The sequence below is a fragment of the Bacteroides sp. HF-162 genome, assembly GCF_015679285.1.
GTDB lineage: Bacteria > Bacteroidota > Bacteroidia > Bacteroidales > Bacteroidaceae > Bacteroides > Bacteroides uniformis.
Map to the genome: position 1 here is coordinate 3,708,955 of NZ_CP064937.1, position 26,813 is coordinate 3,735,767.

At 39.3% G+C, this 26,813-nt stretch carries 26 protein-coding genes; 4 read left to right on the forward strand and 22 right to left on the reverse strand.

Annotated features, from left to right (window positions below; genetic code table 11):
- Window positions 1-69: 69 nt before the first annotated feature.
- The 19 genes from ITJ87_RS15630 to ITJ87_RS15720 all read right to left on the reverse strand — a co-directional run bounded on the left by ITJ87_RS15630 (window position 70) and on the right by ITJ87_RS15720 (window position 17,916).
- Window positions 70-678 carry an MBL fold metallo-hydrolase gene (locus ITJ87_RS15630; protein ID WP_117965258.1) on the reverse strand — a complete coding sequence of 203 codons (609 nt, stop codon included), beginning with the start codon at window positions 676-678 and terminating at the stop codon, window positions 70-72.
- Between the two features lie 104 nt (window positions 679-782).
- The gene (locus ITJ87_RS15635) at window positions 783-1,772 is read right to left on the reverse strand and encodes an aldo/keto reductase (protein ID WP_310591133.1); all 990 of its coding nucleotides are present in this window, start codon (window positions 1,770-1,772) and stop codon (window positions 783-785) included.
- Window positions 1,773-1,791: 19 nt separating this feature from the next.
- The gene (locus ITJ87_RS15640; RefSeq protein WP_171030457.1) at window positions 1,792-2,808 is read right to left on the reverse strand and encodes a sugar-transfer associated ATP-grasp domain-containing protein; all 1,017 of its coding nucleotides are present in this window, start codon (window positions 2,806-2,808) and stop codon (window positions 1,792-1,794) included.
- Between the two features lie 13 nt (window positions 2,809-2,821).
- Window positions 2,822-3,883 carry a ketoacyl-ACP synthase III gene (locus ITJ87_RS15645; protein WP_117965260.1) on the reverse strand — a complete coding sequence of 354 codons (1,062 nt, stop codon included), beginning with the start codon at window positions 3,881-3,883 and terminating at the stop codon, window positions 2,822-2,824.
- A complete protein-coding gene (locus ITJ87_RS15650) occupies window positions 3,871-5,316 on the reverse strand; it encodes a class I adenylate-forming enzyme family protein (protein WP_117965262.1) in 1,446 nt (481 codons plus the stop codon). Before ITJ87_RS15650 ends, ITJ87_RS15645 begins: the two co-directional genes overlap by 13 nt.
- Window positions 5,309-5,545, reverse strand: a complete 237-nt coding sequence (locus ITJ87_RS15655; protein WP_098032745.1) for an acyl carrier protein — start codon at window positions 5,543-5,545, stop codon at window positions 5,309-5,311. The genes ITJ87_RS15650 and ITJ87_RS15655 overlap by 8 nt, the downstream gene beginning before the upstream one ends.
- A gap of 14 nt (window positions 5,546-5,559) precedes the next feature.
- The gene (locus ITJ87_RS15660) at window positions 5,560-6,318 is read right to left on the reverse strand and encodes an SDR family NAD(P)-dependent oxidoreductase (RefSeq protein WP_117965264.1); all 759 of its coding nucleotides are present in this window, start codon (window positions 6,316-6,318) and stop codon (window positions 5,560-5,562) included.
- 5 nt (window positions 6,319-6,323) lie between these two features.
- A complete protein-coding gene (locus tag ITJ87_RS15665) occupies window positions 6,324-7,361 on the reverse strand; it encodes a 3-oxoacyl-ACP synthase III family protein (RefSeq protein ID WP_117965266.1) in 1,038 nt (345 codons plus the stop codon).
- A 22-nt stretch (window positions 7,362-7,383) separates the two neighbouring features.
- Window positions 7,384-7,614 (reverse strand): acyl carrier protein, encoded by a 231-nt coding sequence (locus tag ITJ87_RS15670; protein WP_117965268.1) that lies wholly within the window; start codon window positions 7,612-7,614, stop codon window positions 7,384-7,386.
- A gap of 34 nt (window positions 7,615-7,648) precedes the next feature.
- Window positions 7,649-8,293, reverse strand: coding sequence for an acetyltransferase (locus ITJ87_RS15675; protein ID WP_117965269.1), 645 nt, complete (start codon window positions 8,291-8,293; stop codon window positions 7,649-7,651).
- A gap of 11 nt (window positions 8,294-8,304) precedes the next feature.
- Entirely contained in the window at window positions 8,305-8,913 is a 609-nt protein-coding gene (locus ITJ87_RS15680) for a sugar transferase (protein ID WP_117965271.1), read from the reverse strand.
- Window positions 8,914-9,084: 171 nt separating this feature from the next.
- Window positions 9,085-10,218 carry a glycosyltransferase family 4 protein gene (locus ITJ87_RS15685; RefSeq protein WP_117965273.1) on the reverse strand — a complete coding sequence of 378 codons (1,134 nt, stop codon included), beginning with the start codon at window positions 10,216-10,218 and terminating at the stop codon, window positions 9,085-9,087.
- Window positions 10,219-10,360: 142 nt separating this feature from the next.
- Window positions 10,361-11,197, reverse strand: a complete 837-nt coding sequence (locus ITJ87_RS15690; protein WP_117965275.1) for a glycosyltransferase family 2 protein — start codon at window positions 11,195-11,197, stop codon at window positions 10,361-10,363.
- A gap of 494 nt (window positions 11,198-11,691) precedes the next feature.
- Window positions 11,692-12,837, reverse strand: a complete 1,146-nt coding sequence (locus tag ITJ87_RS15695; RefSeq protein ID WP_147336725.1) for a hypothetical protein — start codon at window positions 12,835-12,837, stop codon at window positions 11,692-11,694.
- A gap of 73 nt (window positions 12,838-12,910) precedes the next feature.
- Window positions 12,911-13,843, reverse strand: coding sequence for a glycosyltransferase family 2 protein (locus ITJ87_RS15700; RefSeq protein WP_117965279.1), 933 nt, complete (start codon window positions 13,841-13,843; stop codon window positions 12,911-12,913).
- Complete coding sequence (locus tag ITJ87_RS15705) at window positions 13,843-15,156, reverse strand: UDP-glucose/GDP-mannose dehydrogenase family protein (RefSeq protein ID WP_117965281.1); 1,314 nt, start codon at window positions 15,154-15,156, stop codon at window positions 13,843-13,845. The genes ITJ87_RS15700 and ITJ87_RS15705 overlap by 1 nt, the downstream gene beginning before the upstream one ends.
- Before the next feature lie 44 nt (window positions 15,157-15,200).
- Entirely contained in the window at window positions 15,201-16,742 is a 1,542-nt protein-coding gene (locus ITJ87_RS15710) for a lipopolysaccharide biosynthesis protein (protein ID WP_117965283.1), read from the reverse strand.
- 103 nt (window positions 16,743-16,845) lie between these two features.
- The gene (locus ITJ87_RS15715) at window positions 16,846-17,337 is read right to left on the reverse strand and encodes a UpxZ family transcription anti-terminator antagonist (protein ID WP_117965285.1); all 492 of its coding nucleotides are present in this window, start codon (window positions 17,335-17,337) and stop codon (window positions 16,846-16,848) included.
- 45 nt (window positions 17,338-17,382) lie between these two features.
- A complete protein-coding gene (locus ITJ87_RS15720; RefSeq protein ID WP_117965293.1) occupies window positions 17,383-17,916 on the reverse strand; it encodes a UpxY family transcription antiterminator in 534 nt (177 codons plus the stop codon).
- Window positions 17,917-19,178: 1,262 nt separating this feature from the next.
- Here ITJ87_RS15720 and ITJ87_RS15725 point away from each other — a divergent pair.
- The 3 genes from ITJ87_RS15725 to ITJ87_RS15735 all read left to right on the forward strand — a co-directional run bounded on the left by ITJ87_RS15725 (window position 19,179) and on the right by ITJ87_RS15735 (window position 21,384).
- Window positions 19,179-19,643, forward strand: coding sequence for a DUF4494 domain-containing protein (locus ITJ87_RS15725; RefSeq protein WP_005831367.1), 465 nt, complete (start codon window positions 19,179-19,181; stop codon window positions 19,641-19,643).
- A gap of 79 nt (window positions 19,644-19,722) precedes the next feature.
- On the forward strand, window positions 19,723-20,388 hold the full coding sequence (locus ITJ87_RS15730) for a YggS family pyridoxal phosphate-dependent enzyme (protein WP_057256432.1): 666 nt from the start codon (window positions 19,723-19,725) through the stop codon (window positions 20,386-20,388).
- A gap of 18 nt (window positions 20,389-20,406) precedes the next feature.
- On the forward strand, window positions 20,407-21,384 hold the full coding sequence (locus tag ITJ87_RS15735) for a dihydroorotate dehydrogenase-like protein (RefSeq protein ID WP_117965295.1): 978 nt from the start codon (window positions 20,407-20,409) through the stop codon (window positions 21,382-21,384).
- 92 nt (window positions 21,385-21,476) lie between these two features.
- Here ITJ87_RS15735 and ITJ87_RS15740 read toward each other — a convergent pair whose 3' ends face one another.
- Together ITJ87_RS15740 and ITJ87_RS15745 are read right to left on the reverse strand one after the other, a co-directional pair.
- The gene (locus tag ITJ87_RS15740) at window positions 21,477-23,381 is read right to left on the reverse strand and encodes a nucleoside-diphosphate sugar epimerase/dehydratase (RefSeq protein ID WP_196096289.1); all 1,905 of its coding nucleotides are present in this window, start codon (window positions 23,379-23,381) and stop codon (window positions 21,477-21,479) included.
- Between the two features lie 185 nt (window positions 23,382-23,566).
- A complete protein-coding gene (locus tag ITJ87_RS15745; protein WP_005832353.1) occupies window positions 23,567-24,892 on the reverse strand; it encodes a PhoH family protein in 1,326 nt (441 codons plus the stop codon).
- Window positions 24,893-25,060: 168 nt separating this feature from the next.
- Here ITJ87_RS15745 and ITJ87_RS15750 point away from each other — a divergent pair, with 168 nt between their 5' ends.
- Window positions 25,061-26,314 carry a folylpolyglutamate synthase/dihydrofolate synthase family protein gene (locus ITJ87_RS15750; protein WP_117965299.1) on the forward strand — a complete coding sequence of 418 codons (1,254 nt, stop codon included), beginning with the start codon at window positions 25,061-25,063 and terminating at the stop codon, window positions 26,312-26,314.
- Here ITJ87_RS15750 and ITJ87_RS15755 read toward each other — a convergent pair.
- Window positions 26,282-26,656, reverse strand: coding sequence for a RidA family protein (locus tag ITJ87_RS15755; RefSeq protein ID WP_008664867.1), 375 nt, complete (start codon window positions 26,654-26,656; stop codon window positions 26,282-26,284). The genes ITJ87_RS15750 and ITJ87_RS15755 overlap by 33 nt on opposite strands.
- Window positions 26,657-26,813 lie beyond the last annotated feature (157 nt).

Consider the following 26,813-nt stretch of genomic DNA (forward strand, 5'->3'; position numbering starts at 1 on the left):
CATAATATGGAATTAGCAAAAAAACAAAGATTTTACAGAGCTTTTTCCAAAGCCGTTTCATATCTAAAACTATATAATTGTTTCTTTTTTAGCAAGGGTTACTTTCTCAAGATGTCCTGGACATAATATCCGAGACTCAGCCAATCGAATTATTAGTGCTTTCGATTTATCCGCCTCCTTCTTATTACCATTGGGAAGATTAGTTACAACATTATATCCCGGTATATATGAATCCCCAGAAAAAACATAGCTCCCTATGAGATAAGTAATGCAAGTTGGACTGTGCCCTGGCGTTTCTATTACCTTTGCATTTATCCCATCTAATAAGGTAATGGAATCTTCTTCACGAACAACTTTAATATTCTTTCCTGAATATATTATTGGTTTATCATGGTATTTAGATAGATTCAGTTTTGCGGAAGCCAAAGCCTCTACACCTGCTTCGTTAGTATAGATTATTGCACCAGGAAATATCCGTATTAAAGCAGGTAATCCATAGATATGATCATAGTGAATGTGTGTCAACAGAATACCCTTCAGCACTTTGCCGTCACCCGCAGTCTCCATAATTTGTTCAATATCCCCAGGATCGACAATCCAGAATTCAGTTCTGCTAACTTCAAGAATATATGTTCTTGATTCTAAAACAGTATTGATAATGGATTTTACGATTAGCATTATATTAAGGATATTGAGCAAAATCAATATACATCACAATTAACACCCGATACATATTGAATCACCGACTATCAGTACAATCTTCTATAATTAAAAATATATTATCAATAAATTGATAACCATTTCCTCCATGCTGGAAAATTGTTGAACATATCCGTAAAATTATCAGGATTTTTAAACCCTTCCCAATTTCTATATTTTTTAGGCAGACCTCTTTGTGCAACAAATGAATTATAATTCAAGCACTTACCTTTATTCAAGGAAGTAATATCAGCCATTTCATCGACACTCAGTTCAAAGTCTAAAATCGAAATATTTTCTTTCAAATGAACTACATTCCAAGTTTTAGGAATCACAATAATCCCCCTTTGAATAAGCCAGCGCAGGACTACTTGAACGGTGCTCTTACCATGTTTTTTTGCGATTGCCAAAATCAAAGGATGTTCAATAATCTCCAGTCTTGGTTCTACTGAACGGAAATGGCTAAATGTCGACATAGATTCAACTGCAATTCCCCTATCCTGACAATATTTTATTAACTCAATCTGAGCGTTTAACGGACTAATTTCTATTTGATTCACAGCAGGAACAACATCCGAAATCTCACTCAAAGCTTCAATATGTGGCTGCAGAAAATTGGAAACCCCAATAGCCCTGATTCTTCCCTCTTTATAGAATTTCTCAAGAACCTTCCACATATCCATGAATATTTTCCAAGGATTATGAATCAAGAACAAGTCTATATATTCCGTATCAAGGTTATCAAAAGATTTTTGAACAGCTTGTTCAATACTGACATTATTCCTTCGATTAAGAATTCTATGAATTCCATACTTATATCCTCCACAGTAAAGCGCATCAATATTCACTTTTGTAGTAATAAACACATCTTCACGCTTGATACCATGTTTTTTGAAAATCCGAGCAATATCAGCCTCGTTATAATATCTCCAAGCTGTATCAAACTGTCTGTAACCCATGTCATAGGCTTTTATCAGAGTATCCTCCAGCTTATCCTTCGGTATAAGAAATGTTCCTAGACCAATTTGTGGCATTTCAATACCATTATTCAATTTTATATATTGCATATCCATATAATTATTAGTTCATATACTATTTCCACGCTTGCATTTTATACCATAAACCACATCCAGATGCAATTTGAGTTATATCTTCTCCTGGAGGAATATTACCTTCTAACAACTCTATCCCATTTTGAGCTATAGCTAAATCCCATCCAACGTATCTTGCATCAGGTTCATAATAAACAATTTCTTTTATAATTGAGATACATTCATCAAAATGTGGAATAATAAAACCATCAAATTTAATATGAGAATAAGGATGAACCTCATATCTTGCACAGTTCATGCCATAAGCATCACCTTTCAAAATGCTTTTTTCAGAGTCTATCACACAAGCCATACCACCATCATGATAATTATCAGTTAATGCAACCCCATTGCCCATACGCAATAATGCGGCCAGTATGTGTAATTGTTTTTCCCGATCTAATACGGTAACAATACGAATCGTATTCAATGAACCTGGCGCTAAGTTCTTTAGTTTCTCACAATTTGTTATAATTTCCTCTATTATAAATTGTTCTCCAGTAATAATCTTTTGCTCCAAAATATCTAGTACATATTTATAGTTATCAGAAGAAGTACATATTCTAAATACACCATGCCCTCCGTAATCTTTTAAAGGTTTAGCAATGACATCTCTATATTGAATTATAAATTTCACAATTTCATCCCAGCTCTTATTTACTGTTGTTAACCATCCCCTATTTATATATTTCCGAAATCGTTGATTAAATTTAGCTTTATCAAGAAACAATTCATACACTTCTGGAGTACTAAAAGTATATCTTAGAACATCATTTCTGCGCAATGATATATATGCTTTTCGTTCAGCTATTGATTTATTCCAAAATGTAAAAGTACAATAGTCATTAAAATCATTACCATAAAAAATATACCAATATAATAAATCAACAAATACACTGAATCTACTTTTTGAAGGACATTGTTTTATGACAAATGCACTATTATCCCAACTATTTCGACAATAATTCAATACTGTTGATATACGATATAATTTCAACTTCCTTACTATTGCATTCATATGCCAATTTTTCTTAGTATTCCACCAATTCAGAAACAACAATATTATCCACATTAAACTCCATACATGCCCAAGCAAGTCCTACCCCAAATCCACAAGCCAAGCAATGGTTCTTTTTGTTACATAATGCTTCTGCAGTACGGGTAACCATGGTCAAAGGAATGGAGGCACTTGTCACATTGCCGAAATCTTCCAAGCAATAAGGAACTTTCTCTGCAGGTATCTTCACCGATTTGCGAATCTTCTCGTCAATGAATTTATTTGCTTGATGTAAATAGAGATAATCTATTTCATCCACATTGATATGATAAGCCTCTATAAGTTCTTTCAACGAACGAGGCGGTGTCTTGATAGCAAACGCAAACACATCCATACCATTGACTATCATATCAGTTCCCTTGCGGACAATGCCCGGTTCTATTTCCTTTTCAACAACCGCTTCAACAGTTGTCGGATATCGCATTCCTCCATACTTTGTCCACACAGCCTGATAGCCAGAACCATCCACTCCAAATACAAAATTAAAAGGTTTGCCGAATGAAGCATCATATTCAAATGCTGTTACCGTGGCAGCGTCGCCAAACAAAGGTTTAACCGTCCTATCTTTAGAATTTCGGTTGATGGAATTTGTCTCAGCTGCAATCAACAAACCTTTTTTAAAAGAGCCATGTGACATTAAAGAGCCTATCACACTAATCCCATAAATCCATCCTGAGCACCCTAAAGGTAAGTCCATTACGTAACAATCGTTACGTAATCCCAAGCGGTTTTGAAGGATACATGCTGTTTGTGGAGCAATAAAATCACGAGATGTACATACATAAATCAAGCAATCCACTTCTGAAATCTCCCAACTCAAATCGGTCAATATCCGATGAACAGCAGCTACTGTAAGATCAGATGCTGTCGTTCCTAATTGTACCACTCGTCGCCTTTCGATGCCAGTCGATGCCATAACTTTCTTTGCTTCACTTTCATCCTTGAAAATAGGAAGTGACAAATTTTCTTCTACCCGTGATGGGACACAAGCTGCCATTCCTGCTATTCTCACATTTCTGATTGTCAATTGTGACATAAAGCTAATCGTTGTTTTTTTCCCGATGAAGTCATTGGAATTTTATCAATCCATTCAAACTTCACCGGCATTTTATAATTCTCAATTTTGTTTCCCAACAATGTATCGATTTCTTCTAAAGATTTGGTAGTTCCCTCCCTTAGTACATATACTTTAGGCACCTCACCAACCAATCCTCTTGGATCTTTCATTGCAACACAAATACAGTCCGATACACCTCCCAAAGCTATAATTGCATCCTCTATTTCAATAGGACTCACTTTCTTACCACCGACATTAATCATCTCTTTTTTACGGCTCACCAAATAGAAATTTTCATTTTCCGATTTATATGCATAATCACCTGTGCGGAAATATTCTCCCCAAAAAGAATCTACAGTATCACCGTCCACCAGATAAGACTTCATCACCATATTCCCCTTTATGCACAATTCACCGGATTCTCCTATCGGAAGTTCCAGACCTTCATCACTGAAGATTTTCACATCCACCTCCTTTGTTACAGGCTTTCCGATAGTAACCAAATCGTCAGCATATTCATGAAATTCCATAAAGAGTGAACGGGATGCCTCTGTCAATCCGTAATGCATACAAATACGAGTGTTTGGAAACATTTCCATCAGTAACCGCTTGTTCTCCACACTCATTGCCGCACTACCAATTTCAATATAACTCATCTGACTTGCAAACTTTCCAAAAACATTTCCACTCAATTTCTTGATATACTCCCATACAGCAGGTACCATGCCTATCCCTGTCACATGATATTGTTCCATCGTGTTAAACAATAACTTTAGATTAGCAAAACTACCCAATAAGATAAATGTTGCTCCTAACAACATATTACAACGTAATCTACCCAAACCAAACGAATGGCAAATAGGTAAACCCAATACCTCTACATCATCGGCTGTATTCCCGATATATCGATTAATATTATTGGCAGAGCCACTAATATTGGCATGTGACAAAAGCACGCCTTTTGGTTTTCCGGTAGTACCGGTTGTGAACATAATATCAGCTATATCTTGAGCAGAAAGCAGTCCGATGTCAGTAGGTTTTCCCACCAAAGAAACCTCAGAATACCCAATACCTCCCTTAAGACCAAAGACTCTTTTCGGACGAACCGTTTCAATGATATATTTTTTTCTTTCCTCATTCGAGGTCGGGTCAACTATCACATTAACCAGTCCCAACAGATGAGCAGCAAAATATAAATATACAAATTCAACATCTTTCAAAGCAGAAAGTAAAATACAGTCACCTTTCTCCAATCCCAATGATTGAAGACAAGCCGCCGCACCAAGTATGTTTTTCCACAGCAATGCATAACTCACCGAAACGCCCTTTGCTATGATAGCCGTTTTATCCGCACTCTGCACCGAATACCGATAAATAGCTTGCAGTAATTGGCTATGTGTTAAACTACACATTCTTCAACTCAATAACTTTATTTACAATACTTCCTACCGTGTTTAGCTCAAAAAGGTCTTCTACTGGAAAATCCACATTTAATTCATTTTCAATAGTCGTAAGAATAGCCACGTTACCCATCGAGTCCCATTGTTCAATATCACCGGCAGCCATTTCCATAGTAATCACTGATTCTTCAACATTCAGTGTTCTAGCAATTACTGATATTATTTCACATTTTATATCCATTTTTATTCTTAGCTTTAAATTGACACTCCACCATCCAACACCATCGAATGACCAGTCAGCCACGAGGAGGCATCAGACAGTAAATACACCACACCATATGCAATGTCCTCAGGTACTCCATAACGTTTCAGAGGATAACGTTTCATATCCTCCTGTAATTGCTCTTCGCTGACTGTACCTCTATGAATTAAAGGAGTATCAACCATCCCTGGACAAATACTATTTACACGTACTTTTCTCGATGCAAACTCTTTGGCACAAAATTTCATAATGGAATTCAAGGCAGCCTTCGATGCACCGTAAATACAGTTACCACCGCTGAATACCTCTGTTCCACCCAATGAAGCCAATATCACGACAGCCCCCTCTTTATTGATTTGCTTCTTTTTATAAAGCACGCGCATTAATTCAATAGGAGCATAAAAATTGGTCTCAAAAATATCATCAAACTTATCACGGCTCGAAAACTGGAACGGCAATGTCAGTCCTTTACCCGAACAAAGCACCAGTCCATCTATCTTACCAGCTTCAGATATCAGATTTTCCACTTGTTCCACCACCTGCAAATCAGCTACCACAACCTTGTGTGCCTGCCCGTTCTTCACATCCAAATCAGCAAACGTAGCATTGAGACGTTCTTCATTGCGTGCCGTTATAATAAGGTTAGCCCCCATCTTGGCACATTCTGTAGCAGTAGCTTTTCCTATACCGGATGAAGCTCCCGTGACAAGTATTGTTTTTCCCTCTAAAGAAAAAGGATTATAATGCAACATAACTTTTAAAGTTCTTGTAATTCAGAAATCACTAAATTTTCATCTGTATGAAAAAGAATCGTCCCCCATGAAAGTCCTACTCCAAAACCACAGCCTACCAAAGTAACTGCTTTTCCATATAGCTGTTCCCTCAATTCTGTCACAACAGTAAGTGGAATGGATGCTGATGAAGTGTTGCCAAACCGTCTCAAGCTATAAGGAACTTTTTCGTCCGTCAATTTCAACTTTTTCTTGATAGTTTCGAGCATTTTTATGTTTGCCTGATGAAACAATACATAATCCACTCCATCCATGGTAATACCACACTCTGCAAATACCTTTTTAATGGATTTAGGAGCAGTGGTAATCCCGAATGCAAATACATCCATGCCGTTCATTCTCGTTTGACAAGCATGACGCTTACGTCCATCCTCGCAATCCTGCAACTCTAACGAAGCTGGCGTTATAGGATTACGGGCCCCACCACCAGGACGGATTATCGCATCATATCCAGTTCCATCACTTCCCAAATCAATAGTGATAGGTTTTGCCTTTTCATCATATTCGAGAGCAGTAGCAGTACCTGCATATCCAAAAAGTTGGTCGTGTTCTTCCGGAACTTGTTTACGTGCATCACCAGCTAATACTATAGCACGTTTTATTCTGCCACAAGTCATTAACGAGAGTGCAACTGACATTGCATATACCCATCCCGAACATCCAAGATTAATGTCAAAGCAGAGACAGCTTTTCTTTAATCCTAACTTTCCATGCAACACACATGCTGTTGCTGGCAATATATAATCCGGAGTTTGAGTTACAAGCATCAGTAAATCAATGTCTTCGTTTTCCCAGTTCAAATCCCACATAAGCTTTTTTGCCGCTGCTTCACATAAATCCGAAGAAGTAAATTCATTAGAAAAACGTTTTTCCCTCACTCCAACAGACTCAATGTAAGCTTCGTCATCATATTTATCTGTTGTAGATACAGTCTTTACAATGTTTCTTGGAACACCAGCTGCAATACCTGCTATACGGATATTATTTATATGAATGATAGCCATATTCTTTTTATCAACAAGCTTATTAAAGTTTACTTGCCACAGTGTTATAAATATCCGCTATTGTTTCCGATTTTTTAATGTCGTCTCCTTTTAGAGTCACATCATATTCCTCATCCACCATGGCAATCACGCTAAGAGCAACTAATGAAGACCACTCCTCAATCTCTCTAAAGCGAGTTTCCGGAGTAAATACACTTTCTTCTGTTTCATCAAACTGAGCAGCAAAATTGCTCACAAATTCTTTCATTTCCATAAACTGTTTTTTTAGTCATTACTTATCTTTACACCTATAGTTTCAATACTTTCGCCGGTACTCCTAAATACACATTTCCTTCTTTAGGTTTAGTCATAAGCACACTTCCGGCAGCAAGTTTTGTATCATTTTTTATTTTTAGTTGTTGCAATACAATGGAACCCACTCCAAAGAAATTACAGTCGCCCATCACCACTTCACCGGATATTCTGACAGAAGGCATTAATACATTGTAATCTCCTATCTTCACATCATGTCCTAAGACAACAGCCCCGTTGAATATATTAAAGTCTCCAATTATTACATCACAAGATACGACACAACCGCCTTGTATAATGTTCCCTTTCCCTATTTTGAAGGTTTCAACATCTTTTATGACAATATTAGGGGCTATAATATTGGGAAACAGAATATTTATATTGGCAATTAACGAAGAGAGTTTACAAAGTACTTTATTGTTAGCAATTGCAAAAACCACACTCAAAGACTTATTCCATGAATTAAGGGTATCCATTCCTCCTAACACTTTACCATAATGCGATATTTGAGTTTCACATTCTACTCCATCATCAAAAAAACCTATCAAATTCCACTGAGGTTTCACCTCATTTATCCAATAAATTAAACAAGCAATCTCTTTACCGAAACCGCCTGCACCATATATAGCAATATCATTCATGATTAATCAACTTAATTATATCCGTCAAATGGAATTGTAGTAGCTTGACCTTCTTTGGAAATACTATCCCTCATAAACACTTTCTTAATCGTTAGAAAAAAAATTTTCACATCAAGTTTCAAAGAGCAATGGTCTACATACCACACGTCCAATTCAAATTTCCTCGTCCAAGAGATAGCATTGCGCCCATTCACTTGTGCCCAACCCGTAATCCCCGGACGGACTTCATGACGACGAGCTTGTTCTTTACTATAAAGCGGTAAGTATTGAGGTAATAAAGGACGAGGACCTATCAAAGCCATGTCCCCTTTCAATACATTAATCAGTTGTGGCAATTCATCAATACTTGTAGAACGCACAAAACGCCCTACCTTAGTCAAACGCTGTGCATCCGGCAGCAGATTACCATCCGTATCCCGTTCATCAGTCATCGTCTTAAACTTTATCACTTGGAATATCTTTCCATCTTTTCCCGGACGCTCCTGAGTAAAGAATGCTCCTGCACCTTTGTTGGCAAAATGTAACCATAGGGCAAAAAGAAGGAGTATCGGCCAAATCAAAGCCAACACACAAAACACAAGGATGAGGTCAATCACTCTTTTAAAAAAATGAGAGTACATGATTAAAAAAATAAAATTATGTGCGAAAGGACTGTACAGTTCATCTCGAATTTATCTTCATCAGATAATTATCGAGCTAACTCTAAAATCGGTTTATTACCTAGATGTATTTATAATGTTACTCTGTAAACATTACCCAAAATTATCTTCTATATTATGCAATACTAAATCTTACTTTCCCAAAGAACGGTACTCTTCCAATAGCGCTTCCCAAACCTTACGCTGTTCGTAACGTTCTACAATCATAGGGCGAGCGCGCTTTGCCATTTCTTTCACTTCATCATCACGATGTTCATAGAACCACTTCATCGCATGGTATAAAGCCTCTTCATCACAAGGAGGAATTATTTTGCCATTAACGCCATCTTGGATTATTTCATTACAACCTATTATGTCAGTAGTTATACACGGAATTCCTAATGCTCCTGCCTCCATAAGCACCATGCCAAAGCCCTCACGATAAGACGGCAAAACAAATACATCTGATTGGTTCATATATGGTCTTACATCTGGTTGAAAACCAACGGTATGAATACGAGTATTCACTTGCATCGTGTTTTTAGTAATTTCTGCTATCGGATTTTGTTCATTCTCTATCGAGCCTACCACAACCAAATGTACATCTTCATTCTCAGTCGATAATCGGTCAAAAGCAGTAATCAGTTCATTCACCCCTTTATCCTTAACAATACGCCCAACAAAACAAAACACAAAACCACCTTTCGAGATTTGAGGAAGAACTATTGTACCTATTTTTTGTTTATCAAATCTATTTAGATTAATACCATTTGCACTACCATAAGCTATAACTTTCAGTTTTTGCTTCTTACATATATGGTCTGCCAACAATGTCTGTTTCACTCCAACAGAAACACATATCACTTCGGTCGCGCACACGCACGAAATCCTCTCCATCATTTGAAGCAATTTTTTCATTAGTCCACCATATCCCTGATAACGAAGTCCATGACATATATAAATACGTACAGGAACATTCGTAATTTTTGCTGAAAGCATTGATAAGAAACCGCCTTTGGGGGTATTTCCATGTACTATGTAAGGATTAGACTTCAGAAAAAACACAATAAAACGATAAAAGCTAATTATATCTTTACACAAAGATATAGGTCTTTGCATTGGAATACAATGAACAGAAATCCCCTCTTTCTGCCCAACTTCTTCTAAGTTTTTTTTATCTGAAGATATAGCCATCACCTCGAAAGTTTTATTCAGAAAGTTCAATTGCCCTTCAAAAAATCGAAGAGAGGCAGGAATTGTCGTTACAACAATAAACTTTTTCCTCATTCAGTTCTCTTTATTATGATTCTTGTTTTGGCAATACCACCGTTGCCCCATCTGGCACATCCTCCACCGCCACACAATTAGCACCTACTTTAGCATTATTACTATTGAAACATTAGGCAATATCTTTGCATCATCTACTAAACTATTTACGACTAATAGATTTTATCAAATCTTCTTTAGATAACAATTTTGTTCCCGGTAATGGCATTCTATGTCTTTTACTAACCAGTATATCTGTCTTATCAAACAGGTCAAATATTATATAAGCAACAATCTTTACTACAGCATACAAACTATTTTTCAACCACCAAAAGCAAGATTTCTCATATTTTTCATAACGCAAAAAGATTCTAAGTAAAGTTTTTTGCGTTTGAATATATTTCTTTGTTACAGGCACACCAAACTCCCTATAGAATAAAAGAGGCTTATCTAAGGCCCAAAAATTACTTTTAGAAGCTGTTCTACTCCATAATTCCATATCTTCAGCCCTTAATGCCCAACCACAATAGGGGTTAGCCCTAAACCACTCCGACTTCCCCATCACTGTAGGATGAATAAAAGCATTAACCTTTCCATCATGCATATTAGACCCCACAATATTATTCTCATTATCAATTATCATAATAGAAGTACCTAATACATCTACATCAGGATGAGATTCCAAAAACCTTACTTGTTCTTCAATACGAGTAACATACATGATATCATCTGCATCCATTCGAGCATAATACTTACCTATAGCCGTCTCTATTGATTGATTCAATCGAGTAACCAAGCCCTTGTTTTGTCCATCATCTATCACTTTAATTCGAATATCATTCAAAGCATACTCTTGCATAATAGCTAAAGAGTTATCAGTACTCCCATCGTTTATGAGATATAACTCCCAGTCTTGAAAAGTTTGATTTACTACAGATTGTATTGCATCTCTCAGATAACTTTCTCCATTATAAACAGGAATAGCGATAGTAACAAGCATAAGATATCAAATTTTAGTATCCAATTTTAATGTATCAGATCACTAGTATTCCGTTAAAATCAGTCTCACATTTCTTATATTATTGATATTCAATAAATTAAAGTCACATATAAAGCAGATGGATTTGAAATGAAGATTACAATAATACTCAGTCTATAGAAATTATTATTCCCTAAATATCAAATAGTTACGATTTTAATTTTCTCAAAAATGACATGAACGAAAATTTAACGGAACACTAGTGGTATCATATAAAAACTACTTTTAAAAAATCTTCTTCTATAAATAAACAAGATAATTATCTTCAAAAATTACCGTCCCAATAATTGCAAACAATATTCACTTATAATTTCTATATTACTGATAGCTCTATAAAAGTTCCTATAAAAACAATCCTATACAAATTTTAATACTGATTCATTTCTGTAATAAGCAAAAAAACTACTATATAAGAATTATACATTTTGTAATTAGAATTATGAACGTTAAGTTTATCAAGAATTAACACAAAATGTTGCAATTGGATATTTAGCACATAAATTATATGTTTCATTCTGCTTCACCAACAATGCAATTGAGATAAAAAGAAATAATTCGACCTCCCATAATGCATACGGTCTCTGCCAAAAAGAAGCAGCATACAACAATAATAAACCTTTAATAAATGGAGATTTAGAATACAAAGCAATAGTAACAAAAAAGAGTGCTAATAGTACAAGTCCCAAAATGCCATGTTGAACAATAAAAACTTTATATGAACTGTTACCACCTTTATCAGAAATATCACCAAGGTCACTACCAATACCCCAAAGAACAGACTCTGTTTTATAAAATTTGTTATCATAATAATACTCAAAGCCCTCTGTTGTCCGATTATTTCCTATAAACCCCTTATCCTTATCATATTCCAATCTAAGCAATATAGCTTGAGAAAAATACGAATTTGGGAGAAAACTATAAATCAGAGTACATGTCATTATTATCATTAAAAACAGAGTGATAGTTTTAAAAAAATTCCCCAAAGACAATTTATAAATAATCATCCCTAAAAATAACAGCATATATGAAGCTAATGACATTGACAATAATGAAGACAACAAAATAATTATACCTTGCCATGATTTAATATTATACCTTATTGTATATAATATTAAAGATGAAATCATACCAACATGACCTGGTTCTAAAAAAATTGATTGAAATCGATAATATGGTAATGAAGGCATAGGGAGTATCAAAAACAAACAATTTCTAAATCCCCATGAATAATATGGATCACTAATAGGAACTTCATAAGAGTAAACTGGCACCCCCAATATCACTATAAAATATATTATTAAAGAAAGTAAAAGAACCCCAGCATAAAGATTTATAAATATTTTTATCAATGAAGCTCTTTCTTCAGACAAGAATAATATAACCAATGAAACACAAATTAAATGTCTAAAAATATACTCTACAAATCGCTTTACATCATTGATATGAGGAATATCGACAACTGTATACACTATAAAACAAAGTATCAATAAGAAACAATACTTTTTATTGATGCTTCGTACAAAAATCAATCGAGTTAATATAAATAACACAACCAGAATATACAAGATAATAGGACTATTCCATACAAACCAAGGTTTCATGGAACAAAGCATTATAAAAGATACTAAATATAATGATATACGACTTATTCTGGTTTTAGAGATTCTCATACAACTAATTTTTACCAATCACGTGTTTGAATCCCGCTTTTCTTTTCTTGAATAGTTTCAAAAAACATTCTAGAAGATCCTCCATAAACAATAAATAAGCTCCCTGATAGTGTTGACAAATGCACATAAAGCGAGACAATAACACCACTAAACCAAAATTTGAATAAAATTTTAAAAACACACAGACATTAAATCTATATCTCAAAAGCCCCCTACCTTTCAAAAAATCATTTATTCTAAAAGCAGCAGCTAATCTTTCGTCACATCGTTCTTTATTCACAAACAATTCTAATGAACCTTTACGTACTGTAAGACAATAAATCATAGTCCTATCAGCAATCACTTTTTGCGCATAAAAACCAGATGTAATAGAAAACCATATATCATTTGCAACAGTACGCTCCTCAAAATATAAAGAATTTTCCACAACCAATCTTCTTGCTATCATCTTAGACATCGGACCATACAGTTTAAAACGAAGCGGATTAAAATCATTAGTCAATATTGCTCTCTCTACAAATTCATTAACTCTCTCACCTCTATTAGTAATTTTCAAACTATCTGAAAATACACTATTCACTCCAAAATAGATAATATCATATAAAGAATCTCTATATTTATCAATACTATATAAAAAACCACAATTAAAGAAATCATCAGCATCAGCAAATATCAACCACTTTCCTACAGCATGTTGTAATCCTATATTTCTAGCATATCCTGCGCCTTTACCCTCTTTAGTAAAATATACTTCTACACACTCCTCATTCATCCCTGGAAAATGCGAAAAATCAACCTTATCCAAATCGCTATTATCATCTACTACAATAATCTGAAGATCTACACGACGAGGTATGGAATCTAAGCAACGCTGAAGGAGTTCTGGGATATTTTTATGAGGAATTATGATACTATAATTTATTGTATTACAATCCATTATTTCCCAATACACTTATATTCAACACCTAATCTATTCATTTCTTCAACATCATAGATATTTCGTCCGTCAATCACCAAAGAGTATTTCATACTCCTTTTAATAACTTCCCAAGAAGGCAAACGAAATTGTTTCCACTCTGTTAATAACAATAATGCATCCGCATCAACTACCGTATCATACATATCATTAGCATAAGTTACCACATCACCGATACGGCGTCTACATTCATCCATAGCAACTGGGTCATAGACTCTAACCTTGCAACCCGCTTCCAACAACAACGTAATTGTTACCAAAGAAGTAGCCTCACGCATATCGTCTGTCTCAGGTTTAAAAGCAAGCCCCCATAAGGCAATGGTACGACCTTGCAAGTCACCTTGATAAAAGTCATGAAGTTTATTAAAAAGTACAGACTTTTGTTTCTCATTCACTTCTTCCACAGCTTTTAGAACTTTCATTGAATAGCCATTCTTTTCTGCAGTCTTTATAAGCGCTTTTACGTCTTTTGGGAAACAGCTACCACCATATCCACAACCCGGATAAAGGAATTTGCTGCCAATACGGCTATCACTACCTATACCCTTACGAACCATATTCACGTCGGCACCCACCAACTCACAAAGATTGGCGATGTCGTTCATGAAGCTGATACGGGTAGCAAGCATAGAATTAGCCGCATACTTTATCATTTCCGCAGAAGGAATATCGGTAAAAATGACACGAAAGTTATTGAGCAGAAAAGGACGGTAAAGTCTAGTCATCATTTCTTTGGCCCTTTCGCTCTCTACACCTACCACTACACGGTCAGGACTCATAAAGTCCTTGATTGCAGCGCCTTCTTTCAAAAATTCCGGATTACTTGCTACATCAAAAGATATCTCTACCCCTCGTTGCTGCAACTCTTCTTCAATAACAGCTTTCACCTTTTTAGCAGTACCAACGGGAACCGTAGACTTAGTTACCAATACCGTATATTTTTTTATATTTTGCCCAAACTGACGTGCTACGGCAAGTACATATTGAAGATCAGCACTACCATCTTCATCCGGAGGCGTGCCTACGGCACTAAAGACAATATCCACATCATCAAGCACTGAGGTCAGGTCTGTAGTAAAGTTCAAACGCCCCTCCCGGTAATTGCGCAAGACCATTTCATCAAGTCCCGGCTCATAGATAGGAATTTGTCCACTGATAAGCGCATTAATCTTTTCTTCGTTCACATCCACACAGGTGACATGAACGCCCATTTCTGCAAAACATGTTCCTGACACCAGACCTACATAACCGGTGCCGACAATTGCTATATTCATTTTCTAAATTTTAATAACACCAAATGGCCCATAACATAATAAACTCACTTGTATATCCGATGAATTACCAACTCCACCTTCCGCTTTATCATGCTACGCTCAACAGATGACAAGCCAAAAGAAAAAACAAGCACTAAAAGAATAACCACTGAAATCAACGAAGTAAAAATAACAGTAAAGAATGTATCTGGAAAAAAGCTATGGATATAGTTACAAATTATCCAAGTTGTAATTCCAATAGCCATACTACGAGCAAATACTGCAAATAAATAATGTGATATATTGCATTCTGGTATATATCTTTTTAAGAGAAAAATACGGAAAAAAATAGCAATTATACCAGTTAAGATGCCAGGACATAATGCATAATAAGGTGGATAACCATATGACAAAAGGATATAACCAATAGGTAATTCCGACAACATGATAACACATATACCTATCTGAAACCACTTAATCTCTCCAGTTGCCTGCAAAGCAGTAGTCACTGTACCGGTAACCGTATAAAGAATAGATACAACCATAGATATTATCAAAAATATAGAAGTATATTCAGGTACATTCCCTAACCATAACATCAGTACATAATCCACATTTATTAAAAATGGAATGGAAATCAGAGCTAATAAATAAAAAGTATATCGTGCACCGGAATATACCAGATCCAAACAGTTTTCTACATTTCCACCGGCATATTGCTTGGTTATTTGAGGAAACAAAGCCATTGAAAAATTAGATGAAAAAGTGGAGACCAAGCCACTCACCTGCATAGCTATGCCCCTTGCCGCATTGATAGGAGTACCATAGAACAAATTAAGAATGATATTTGATCCCTGATCCTTGAATGAAAAGCCTAAATTACCCAAAACACTCCATCCAGCAAAAGAAAACATCCTTTTCAGTAATCCCCCGTCCATCATAAAGCTGTATGTACACTCCTCAAAATGCCTTTTACAATAGAAACTATAAAGAATACGAACTGCAATACTTACAGCAAAAACACCAAAAGCATAAAATATCAGTTTATCATAGGGGAAGGCTAATAATAAGAATACCACTGCCAACCTCAAACATGCGTCAACAATACCTATATAAGCAAACGCCCTCATATGCTCGTGCGCAACTATACATGAATTATAAGGGACACTTAACACAGTTACCATAAAAGTCAATACAGAAAACTGATAGACCCAATTGGCAGCCACCATTCTATCCGCATCAATTACCAACTGAGTATTGACAAACCATAATCCGATAGTTTCAGCCAATAGAAAAATGATGACCGCTATAATTATATGGATATTTATTGACGTACAAAATACAAGATTCAGCCTTTCCTTGTCTCCACGTCCCAATTCATACGAGATAAACCTTTGTGAAGCAGCAACCATAGCAGAATTCAGAAAAGCGAACATGGAGACCATGCCCCCAACGACATTGTACACTCCATAATCTGAGACTCCCAATGTTTTCAATATAACTCTACTGGTATACAAGCCAATAAGTATCATTAAAAACATACGGACATAGAGCAGCAAAGTATTTTTAGCAATACGGCGTTTATCTAGATTTTGCTCTGTCGTCACTATTGTATTAAACTTTTTTGCTTTTTGTTTATTACCTAATAACCAAAATATTAAACCATAGTTTTGCTTATATTCTCAAAGGAAGGAAAAAACACAATGGGCTCTACGGCTTACATTCCACTACCTCAAATGGATATGGATTCTCTTCGATATTTTTCAATTCTTCGATGATTGCAGTTTGTTCCGAAGTCAAATTATCTTTGTTCCAACCTTCAATAATCGCATAGGCTTCTTGAAACAAGACCTCTTCATAAACCTCCCCATATGTATAAGTCAGTAGTCGAACTTTAAGCAAAGAAGCAGGCAACTGCTCCAAAACATGACAAATCCGATTCAATACCATTTGTTTCTTTTGCTCCTTATCCCCATCATCATAAATGGTAGCATTATACCCCATCAAAAGAGCCAGACACAAATTCGCCTCTTCTTCAACATCGGAACTCTGAGCAGAAAAAAGAGAATCAGACTTAACAAGCACTTCCTTATTCAACCGGCAAAAAGTGTCGGAATAGACCGGCTCACCGTCCATACCAAGATACATCAGCTCATGAGCTGCATGCTGAAGCTCAAGAGCACGGGAAGTTAAATCATTCATTATTATGATATATGATTAAAATATAAGATTATATTTATTTAGAAGTCACCCGATTATTTTCAGATAGGATTTAGGGACTTTGATACTTGCAGTCAAAAGGTCTTTAATACGGATGACGACGTATGTTTTATTGGCTTCGACGGCAACTTCACCTTCAATACCGCTGAGTTCGCCTTTGATAACTTTTACTTTATGCCCAACAGTAAGAATTTCGCTATCAAGGCTGACACCGTCAGGATTCAGATCCATCACGAACATAAAGTCCTCCATTTGCTTATCCGGTACCACTAGCATGGAATGCGTGGCAAGATCCTTCATATAAAAAAGGGGGACATTATAAATGTTGGAAATATCGCAGGCTGTCTGCTTGGAGGAATGAACAAACACCAGATTACGGATTACCGGAACTTCGCTACGCTTACGGCGATATTTCAATTGAGAAATGACAAAACGCGTGGGAAGATAATAGTCAAAATCCAAATGCTCTTCCGATTTGAGTCGGTCCAGAGATTTCCGGACTGTGAATTCCTGCTTGTCACGGGTGCGGGCTGCAAACCAATATTTCTGTTGTTCAGTCACTTAGGGATTTCCTTTCGAATGAATCAGCTCAGTTCCGGGTGCGCTTCGCGGTTTGAACGAGACATTTTCTCACCCAAACCGTATTGCACACTTTTGCAATGATAATAAGCTATTAAAGAAGATATTAGACTCATATAAGTGTCCAATAAACGTTCGTTTAATGAACGCAAAGATAAGCCGTATTTTTTGAACTAACAAAATGTTTAATAAAAATATTTCCAAAGTGTTTCCTGCTTTATTATAATATGCTGAATAACAGTAGTATATATCTAACATTTGACATCTTAAAGTTCTGTTCCTTTTTAACTTTTATGCCTCTACTTATTTTCTTAAAAATAGACGTTCATTAAACGAACGTTTAAAAAACACCTCATCATTTCCAATATATCATTCTACATTCCAACATCTTACCCTCATAAATGCATTATTGAAGTTACGTAAGTAAGTATGTCCACTGTTGCATAGGGAATTAATAACGCCTAACGGCCATGAACAGCTCTGCTAATGGCCATGAAGCAATCGTTTAACGACCATAAGCAGGGTTGTTCATGGCCGTTAGGCGTCACTAACTCCAAGGCTTTTACAGATGAAGTACGTAGCCCGCGCCTATTGCGCACAAGGTGCAAACGTATTGTACAGCAACTTAAAAGACATCAGACTCCACTATTCATAGTCGGGCAAACTCGAAAATGCAGGAAAACTACACTGACCGATTTATGTAACCCACGCGCGGTATTATATTAAAGAACAATAAGTTACGACAAAACTCAGACGTTTTCGGCAGGTGGAAGCAAATTTTGCTTCCACCTTTTCAGGTTGCTTCCACCGCAGAGTAAATGCCGATGGATAGGGAGATGCAGGAGGTGGGTGGAAGTGTGGAAGCAAAACAGATGCAAATTTATGTTTCAGCAACACGCCTCAAGTTTTAAAAAAGATGTAGTACAAAGGCATAAAATATAATAAGTGTTACAAATACACATTTTATGCCCCGACACTCTTGCAAATGTCGAAAAAGTCCGTACCTTTGCAATGTGTTTTTCATAGTATTAGATTTAAGGTTAACAAAGGTTGGAGTACAGCGGTACTCCTTTTTTTATGCCCATACGTACCGTCCCGGTTCTCCAATAAATTTTTCACGTAAAATGCAAGGCAACTTTTTATATCCATTTAGTTTTTGGCTATCTTTGCACTGCTTTCGGCGGGCATAGGCACGCATAAAGCAACTTAACTAACAATAAATCAATAATTAAAAACAGAAAATTATGGCAATGCATACATGGTTTGAATGTAAGATCCGTTACGAGAAAACAATGGAAAATGGAATGAACAAGAAGGTGACCGAACCGTACCTGGTGGATGCCCTCAGTTTTACGGAAGCGGAAGCACGCATCATCGAAGAGATGACGCCGTTCATTTCGGGAGAGTTCACCGTATCGGACATCAAACGTGCCAACTATAGCGAATTGTTCCCCAGCGAAGAGGAAGCTGCCGACCGCTGGTTTAAATGTAAACTGGTTTTCATCACACTGGACGAGAAAAGCGGTGCGGAAAAGAAAACCTCTACCCAGGTATTGGTGCAGGCTGCCGACCTGCGTGATGCAGTGAAGAAACTGGATGAGGGCATGAAAGGCACAATGGCCGACTATCAGATAGCATCTGTAGCGGAAACCGCCATTATGGATGTATATCCGTACAGTGCAGAGCCCGACGACAAACCGGAAGTTTAATTTAAGTGATGAGTTATAAGTTATGAATTATTATTGCGAGCCATAACTTATAACTCATAACTCATAACTCAAAAAAACGATGATTGCAGAGAATTTAAAACAAGTACTGAGCGAACTGCCTGAAAAGGTACGGCTGGTGGCTGTTTCCAAATTTCACCCCAACGAGGCGATAGAAGAAGCGTATCGTGCCGGCCAGCGTGTGTTCGGAGAAAGTAAGGTGCAGGAAATGACTGCCAAATACGAAAGTCTGCCCAAAGACATAGAATGGCATTTCATCGGGCATCTGCAAACAAACAAAATAAAATATATCGTTCCTTACGTAGCGCTGATTCATGGCATAGACTCCTACAAGCTGTTGGCCGAAGTGGACAAGCAGGCTGCCAAAGCCGGAAAAACCGTCAACTGCCTACTGCAGTTGCACATTGCCCGAGAAGAGACCAAGTTTGGATTCAGCTTTGACGAATGCCGGGAAATGCTGGCAGCCGGTGAATGGAGAGAGCTCAAGCATATCCGGATATGCGGATTGATGGGCATGGCCACAAATACGGACAATGACGAACAAATCAAAACAGAGTTTTGTTCTTTAAATAGCTTCTTCAATGAAGTGAAAGCCAAGTGGTTTGCCGATGCAGAGTCATTCCGGGAACTGTCCATGGGAATGTCTCACGATTACCACGAAGCCATTGCAGCCGGGAGCACCTTGATACGTGTAGGAAGCAAGATTTTTGGAGAAAGAAACTATTAACCATAAAAAATCATTATCATGGCAACATTAGAAACTACTTTTGCAGGGCTGAAACTCAGAAACCCCATTATCGTCAGCAGCTCCGGACTGACAGACAGCGCCGCCAAGAATCAGAAACTATCTGAGGCCGGCGCAGGTGCCATTGTGCTAAAATCACTCTTTGAAGAGCAAATCATGATGGAGGCTGACTGGATGGGAGACCCGAACATGTACCCCGAAGGCAGTGACTACCTTGTAGGATATATCCGCGAACATAAGCTGGGTGAATATCTGAACCTGATTAAGGAAAGCAAAAAGGTTTGCAATATCCCCATCATAGCCAGCATCAACTGCTATCAGAATGCCGACTGGGTGGAATTTGCCGCCAAAATAGAAGAAGCCGGCGCAGACGCACTGGAAATCAATATCCTTGCACTGCAGACGGATGTACAGTATACATATGGAACCTTCGAGCAACGCCACATCGACATTCTGAGCCACATCAAGAAGACGGTCAAGATACCCGTCATCATGAAGCTGGGCGACAACCTGACCAATCCGATAGCTCTGATAGACCAGCTGTATGCCAACGGTGCCGCCGCAGTAGTGCTATTCAACCGCTTCTACCAGCCGGACATCAACATTGAGAAAATGATACAAGTATCCGGCAACGTATTCAGCAATGAAACCGATTTGTCCAAAGCCCTGCGCTGGATAGGCATCGCTTCGGCAGCCGTAAACAAACTCGATTATGCTGCTTCCGGTGGTATCCACTCGCCCGAAGGCGTTGTCAAGGCAATATTGGCAGGTGCTTCGGCCGTAGAGATATGCAGTGTACTTTATCAGAATTCAGCTACCATCATTGAAGAATACATCCGCTTCCTCAACTTGTGGATGGACCGCAAAGGTATGGAAACCATCAGCCAGTTCAAAGGTATTCTGAACGTAAACGACCCGAAGGGAGTCAATACCTTCGAACGTACACAGTTCTTGAAATACTTCTCTTCACATGAATGAGACAAAAGGGTGACAAGAAGACAATAAAAATGAAAGGGTGATAACATCATTGCAGTGTTATCACCCTTTCATTTTATACTTACCCTATCTTTTTATTTCTTCTTATCCAGCGCCTCAAAGCAGGAATTCTTGCTCACGAACTCCGGAACAATATCCTTCATGGCAGCAACAATTTTCATCTGGTCATAAGTGTAACTTACATCAATCAGCTTCTGGATACGCTCCTTCACCTCGTCATAGTCATACTCACGCACCGTGGCAATCATAATCTTCTCATGATAGGTGGGCTTTGTAAGCTCCTTCACATTCAAGAGTTCCTCGTAGAGCTTCTCGCCATGACGGAGACCGGTAAATTCAATCTTCACATCCGTACGTCCGGAAAGGCTGATCATACGCTTGGCAAGGTCCACAATCTTCACCGGCTTACCCATGTCGAAGATATAGATTTCACCGCCGTTGCCCATACTGCCAGCCTCAAGAACAAGACGGCAAGCTTCGGGAATGGTCATGAAGTAACGGATTATCTCAGGATGGGTCACCGTCACCGGACCGCCACGCTGAATCTGGTCACGGAAACGGGGAATGACAGAACCGTTGGAACCCAGCACATTGCCGAAACGCGTAGTGATGAACTGAGTGGCATGGCCTCCCTCCTTTTGCAACTTCTTCGCAAGAGACTGCACATAAATCTCGCAGATACGCTTGGAACAGCCCATCACGTTTGTAGGGTTAACAGCCTTGTCCGTAGAAATCATCACAAACTTCTCGGCACCGTATTTCACGGCTAGATCAGCAACGGTGCGCGTACCGAATACGTTCACCTGGATGGACTCGGAAACGTTGTCCTCCATCATCGGCACATGCTTGTAGGCGGCCGCATGGAAAATATACTGAGGCTTGAACTCCCTGAAGATATCCTCCATGCGCGTGGCATTGGAGATGTCGGCTATGATGGTCTCAGCATCGATGTCGCGCCAACGGTCCTGAAGTTCCAGACGGATGTCGTGCAGAGGAGTCTCGGCCTGGTCCACTAAAATAAGCTTATAGGGATTGAACGAAGCCACCTGGCGCATGATTTCGCTGCCGATGGAGCCGGCGGCGCCCGTAATCATCACACGCTTGCCCTCCAGATGAGAGGCAACCTTATGGATATCTATCTCGATAGGATTGCGCTGAAGCAGGTCCTCAATCTGAATTTCCTTCAACTGCGTGCGGCTCAATGCCTGGCCGTTCCACTCGCTCAAGGGAGGCGCGGTCATCAGTTTGATGTTATGCACCAGCAGGCGATCAGCCATGTCGGACTTCTTCAGTTCCTCCATCTTGGCGGGAGAAATGATAATGGTCTGCACATCGCGGTCGTTCAGCACATCAATCAGCGTATCATCGTTGGGGAACACCTTGACCCCCATCATCACCTTATTGATAAGCTCAGGTTCGTCCGCAATGAATCCACGCAGACGGTAGTGGTTGCGCAGATTGACACGCAATGCCTTGGCAATGTTGACCCCGGCTTCCTTGGCACCGTAAATGAACACATTGGCACTATGGGTGCCGTCAAAGTTCAGCGCCTCAAAGAAAGTCTTGACAACCACACGGGAGCATGCCATCATGGCAAAGCTGATGATATAGGACATGAACAGCACGCTGACCGGAGCCAGGTTAAACTCCAAATAGCTTTCCGTCAGGACACTCGTTATCATCAGCAGTGTATACGACACAGTCAATGACACAAAAATTCGCATGATATCCACAAAGGAGGAAAAGCGCAGCACATTGGAATACGTACGGAAAACACGGAAGAAAATCAAGTTGACAGCAACCGTCCATAAAATGGTCTTGTCAATGGTAGAGGATTCAAAAAAAATGCTTCTGAAATCATATCGGAGAGCATAGGCCAACATACTGGATATGACGATGATAAATACGTCAATTAATAGAATAGTCCATATCGGAAGCACTTTCGCGGAAAGATACCGATGAAAAAAATTTCGCTTCATTTTGCTTGACAGTTTTGTTTTAGGCGAGGCAAAGATACACTATTTTAGTCAAAACGGGCAAAAAATCGATAAAAAAATGTTATAATAATTATCTATCCTCTATAAAGAAACCATCCCGCCTTCCCCTGTTTTAGCAGCCGGAAAGCGGGATAGAAATAGTTTTACCCCGGAAAATGCGATATCCGCTACATCAGATTACTTGCCAACTCGCTCAACTGGCTACGTTCTCCTTTCACCAGATTGACATGGGCAAACAAGTTCTGGTCCCTCATACGGTCTATCATATAGACAAGTCCATTGGACTGACTGTCCAGATAGGGTTGGTCTATCTGCTGAATATCACCGGTAAACACCATTTTCGTGCCCTCACCGGCACGGGTGATGATGGTCTTAATCTCATGTGGAGTCAGGTTCTGGGCTTCATCAATAATACAGTAGGTTTCGCTCAAGCTGCGCCCGCGGATAAAGGCCAATGCCTCGATGACCAATTGTTCACTTTTTTGCATATCCTCCAAGCGTTTCACTTCAGAGGAATTGGCAGCGAACTGATGCTTGATTACATTCAAATTATCAAACAAAGGCTGCATGTAAGGAGCCACTTTCTCATTGGCATCACCGGGAAGGAATCCAAGGTCCTTATTGGATAGGGCTACGATGGGACGTGCCAGAAGAATCTGCTTGTAGTCGGTAAGTTTTCCCAATGCAGCGGCCAGTGCCAGCAGGGTCTTGCCGGTTCCCGCCTTACCAGTCAGGGCAACCAGCTTGATGTTCGGGTCATTCAGCACCTCAAAAGCAAAGCTCTGCTCAGCATTGCGCGGTTCAATGCCATAGTTCTTTGTCTTGTTGACCCGGCAAATCGAATGGGTAAAGGGATTATAACGTGCAAGCACACTGCTGCGGTCACTCTTCAGCACAAAGCATTCATTAGGACGAATGATGTCCTTAAAATCAAACTCGTTGATGTCCAGTCCTTCTTTGGAAGAATAAATGCGGTCTATCAGCGCAGGGTCAATACCCTCGAACACTTCATTCGACTTTTCGAATATATCCACATTGATTACCTTATCATTGATGTAGTCTTCGCACAGCAAACCGATGGAACGCGCCTTCATGCGCAGATTCACGTCTTTCGTGACAAGGATGGTTTTCATTTTAGGCTTTTTGGTAGAAAGCCAGTCCACTACCGACAGAATCTGATGGTCGGGAATGCGTTCGGGAAAGGAATCACGTACCCGGGGAGAGTCCACCATGCCTGCCACCACAAACAGACGGCCTAAGCCCTCGCCCAATGGCGCTCCTTTGGTGAACAGATTGTCATCGGTAATCAAATCTAGCTCACGGACGAACTCACGCGCATTGAAATTAATCTGCTCATTACCTTTCTTGAATTTGTCCAGTTCTTCAAGGACTACGATGGGAAGATAAATGTCATTCTCTTGAAAATTCTTCAAACAGTTATAATCATGAAGAATCACATTTGTATCAATCACAAAATTTTTCTTAGCTCCCATACACGTTAAATTTAAATTGTTAATACCTTTGCATAAGCTTAAGATAAGCTACACTGCAAGCAATTTCAAGCAAGCTTGATTGCGTTCGGTCTGCATTATCTTTGTCGCTTTTAAAGATAACAAATTAATAGGGAGAAAGGATTGCTTCTCCGTTAAATATTATAAAAGATGGATTATCAGGACACTTTAACTTACTTATATAACAGTGTACCCATGTTTCAGCAAGTGGGCGGCTCAGCATACAAGGAAGGATTGGAAAACACTCTGACCCTGGACGCACACTTCGAACATCCCCACCGCAGTTTCCGCAGTATTCATGTGGCCGGTACCAATGGAAAAGGTTCCTGCTCACATACACTTGCCGCCATACTGCAAGAGGCAGGATACAGGGTCGGGCTCTATACCTCGCCCCATCTGGTGGATTTCCGGGAGCGCATCCGGATTAACGGACAGCCTATACCCGAGGAATACGTCATCCGTTTTGTAGAGCAGGAACGTGGCTTCTTCGAACCTCTCCATCCCTCTTTCTTTGAGCTGACCACCGCCATGGCCTTCCGCTACTTTGCTGATGAGAAGGTGGATGTAGCCGTAATCGAGGTGGGACTAGGTGGACGCCTGGACTGTACCAATATCATCCATCCGGATGTATGCATCATCACCAACATCAGTTTTGACCATACCCAATTTCTGGGGGACACCTTGGCAAAAATCGCAGGAGAGAAGGCAGGAATCATTAAAGGTGGTATTCCCGTTGTAATCGGCGAAACCACTCCCGAAACGAGACCGGTATTTCTGGAAAAAGCACAGACAACGGGTGCCCCCATCTACTTTGCCGAAGAGAATGACCGTGAGGACTATCCCGGAATAGAATACGAACTGAAAGGGCTCTACCAGCAGAAAAATGCCCGGACCGTCCTCACTGCCCTCCCGCTACTGAAAGAAGCCGGCTACCGGCTGGACGGACAAGCGGTGCGCAGTGGCTTTGCCCGTGTGGTGGAACTGACAGGCTTGATGGGACGCTGGCAAAAACTGCAGGAGTCGCCCACCCTGATTTGTGACACCGGCCACAATGTGGGAGGCATCACCTACATTACAGAACAACTGAAACAGCAAACTTACCGCCAGCTACACATCGTCATAGGCATGGTCAATGACAAGGATATACGGGGGGTACTGGCCCTGCTGCCCCGGGAAGCGACCTACTACTTCACCAAAGCCAGCGTGAAGCGGGCATTGCCCGAAAGCGAACTGCAGAAGCTTGCCGAAGCAGCAGGTCTGGAAGGAGATTGCTATCCTGATGTACCCGCCGCTGTGCGGGCCGCACAAGAAAAAAGCCTCCCGGAAGATTTCATCTTCGTGGGAGGCAGCAGTTTCATTGTGGCCGACTTGTTAGCGAACCGCGATGCACTCAATCTCTACTAAGGCGTCTTTAGGCAGCGCCTTCACTGCCACAGCCGAACGTGCCGGGAAAGCACCGTCAAAATAAGTGGCATATACCTTGTTCATATCAGCGAACAAGGACATGTCTGCCAGGAAAACGGTTGTCTTCACAATATTCGCCATACCCAGCCCTGCCTCTTCCAGGATATGCTTTATATTCTCCAAGGACTGGCGGGCTTGCGCTTCCGCACCTTCAGCCATCATTCCGGTAGCTGCGTCAATGGGCAACTGACCTGATACAAATACCATTCCGCCAGCTTCGATAGCCTGGCTATAAGGGCCTATGGCGCCCGGTGCCTGCTGGCTGCAAATCACTTTCTTCATAATTGTTAAAGTTTGTTTTTATTAATAATCGAGTCTATTTTCTTTTTTGAAATAAAAAAATCAGAAGTATATGCAGTATTCCGGAAATCCACGCATTTTATAAATAAAACAACGTAATTTCACTCATAACCTGTTATACCTAGACTTAACTCATTTA

Bases quoted from the DNA above. Each gene is read 5' to 3' on its own strand.
- ITJ87_RS15735 (WP_117965295.1), top strand. From the start codon at position 20,407: ATGGCAACATTAGAAACTACTTTTGCAGGGCTGAAACTCAGAAACCCC.
- ITJ87_RS15690 (WP_117965275.1), bottom strand. From the start codon at position 11,197: ATGCTTGTTACTATCGCTATTCCTGTTTATAATGGAGAAAGTTATCTG.
- ITJ87_RS15700 (WP_117965279.1), bottom strand. From the start codon at position 13,843: ATGGATTGTAATACAATAAATTATAGTATCATAATTCCTCATAAAAAT.
- ITJ87_RS15715 (WP_117965285.1), bottom strand. From the start codon at position 17,337: ATGAATGATTTAACTTCCCGTGCTCTTGAGCTTCAGCATGCAGCTCAT.
- ITJ87_RS15650 (WP_117965262.1), bottom strand. From the start codon at position 5,316: ATGTGTAGTTTAACACATAGCCAATTACTGCAAGCTATTTATCGGTAT.
- ITJ87_RS15725 (WP_005831367.1), top strand. From the start codon at position 19,179: ATGGCAATGCATACATGGTTTGAATGTAAGATCCGTTACGAGAAAACA.
- ITJ87_RS15740 (WP_196096289.1), bottom strand. From the start codon at position 23,381: ATGAAGCGAAATTTTTTTCATCGGTATCTTTCCGCGAAAGTGCTTCCG.
- ITJ87_RS15640 (WP_171030457.1), bottom strand. From the start codon at position 2,808: ATGAATGCAATAGTAAGGAAGTTGAAATTATATCGTATATCAACAGTA.
- ITJ87_RS15635 (WP_310591133.1), bottom strand. From the start codon at position 1,772: ATGGATATGCAATATATAAAATTGAATAATGGTATTGAAATGCCACAA.
- ITJ87_RS15660 (WP_117965264.1), bottom strand. From the start codon at position 6,318: ATGTTGCATTATAATCCTTTTTCTTTAGAGGGAAAAACAATACTTGTC.
- ITJ87_RS15755 (WP_008664867.1), bottom strand. From the start codon at position 26,656: ATGAAGAAAGTGATTTGCAGCCAGCAGGCACCGGGCGCCATAGGCCCT.
- ITJ87_RS15750 (WP_117965299.1), top strand. From the start codon at position 25,061: ATGGATTATCAGGACACTTTAACTTACTTATATAACAGTGTACCCATG.
- ITJ87_RS15730 (WP_057256432.1), top strand. From the start codon at position 19,723: ATGATTGCAGAGAATTTAAAACAAGTACTGAGCGAACTGCCTGAAAAG.
- ITJ87_RS15665 (WP_117965266.1), bottom strand. From the start codon at position 7,361: ATGGCTATCATTCATATAAATAATATCCGTATAGCAGGTATTGCAGCT.
- ITJ87_RS15680 (WP_117965271.1), bottom strand. From the start codon at position 8,913: ATGTACTCTCATTTTTTTAAAAGAGTGATTGACCTCATCCTTGTGTTT.
- ITJ87_RS15670 (WP_117965268.1), bottom strand. From the start codon at position 7,614: ATGGAAATGAAAGAATTTGTGAGCAATTTTGCTGCTCAGTTTGATGAA.
- ITJ87_RS15645 (WP_117965260.1), bottom strand. From the start codon at position 3,883: ATGTCACAATTGACAATCAGAAATGTGAGAATAGCAGGAATGGCAGCT.
- ITJ87_RS15655 (WP_098032745.1), bottom strand. From the start codon at position 5,545: ATGGATATAAAATGTGAAATAATATCAGTAATTGCTAGAACACTGAAT.
- ITJ87_RS15630 (WP_117965258.1), bottom strand. From the start codon at position 678: ATGCTAATCGTAAAATCCATTATCAATACTGTTTTAGAATCAAGAACA.
- ITJ87_RS15685 (WP_117965273.1), bottom strand. From the start codon at position 10,218: ATGAGGAAAAAGTTTATTGTTGTAACGACAATTCCTGCCTCTCTTCGA.
- ITJ87_RS15695 (WP_147336725.1), bottom strand. From the start codon at position 12,837: ATGAAACCTTGGTTTGTATGGAATAGTCCTATTATCTTGTATATTCTG.
- ITJ87_RS15675 (WP_117965269.1), bottom strand. From the start codon at position 8,293: ATGAATGATATTGCTATATATGGTGCAGGCGGTTTCGGTAAAGAGATT.
- ITJ87_RS15745 (WP_005832353.1), bottom strand. From the start codon at position 24,892: ATGGGAGCTAAGAAAAATTTTGTGATTGATACAAATGTGATTCTTCAT.
- ITJ87_RS15705 (WP_117965281.1), bottom strand. From the start codon at position 15,156: ATGAATATAGCAATTGTCGGCACCGGTTATGTAGGTCTGGTGTCAGGA.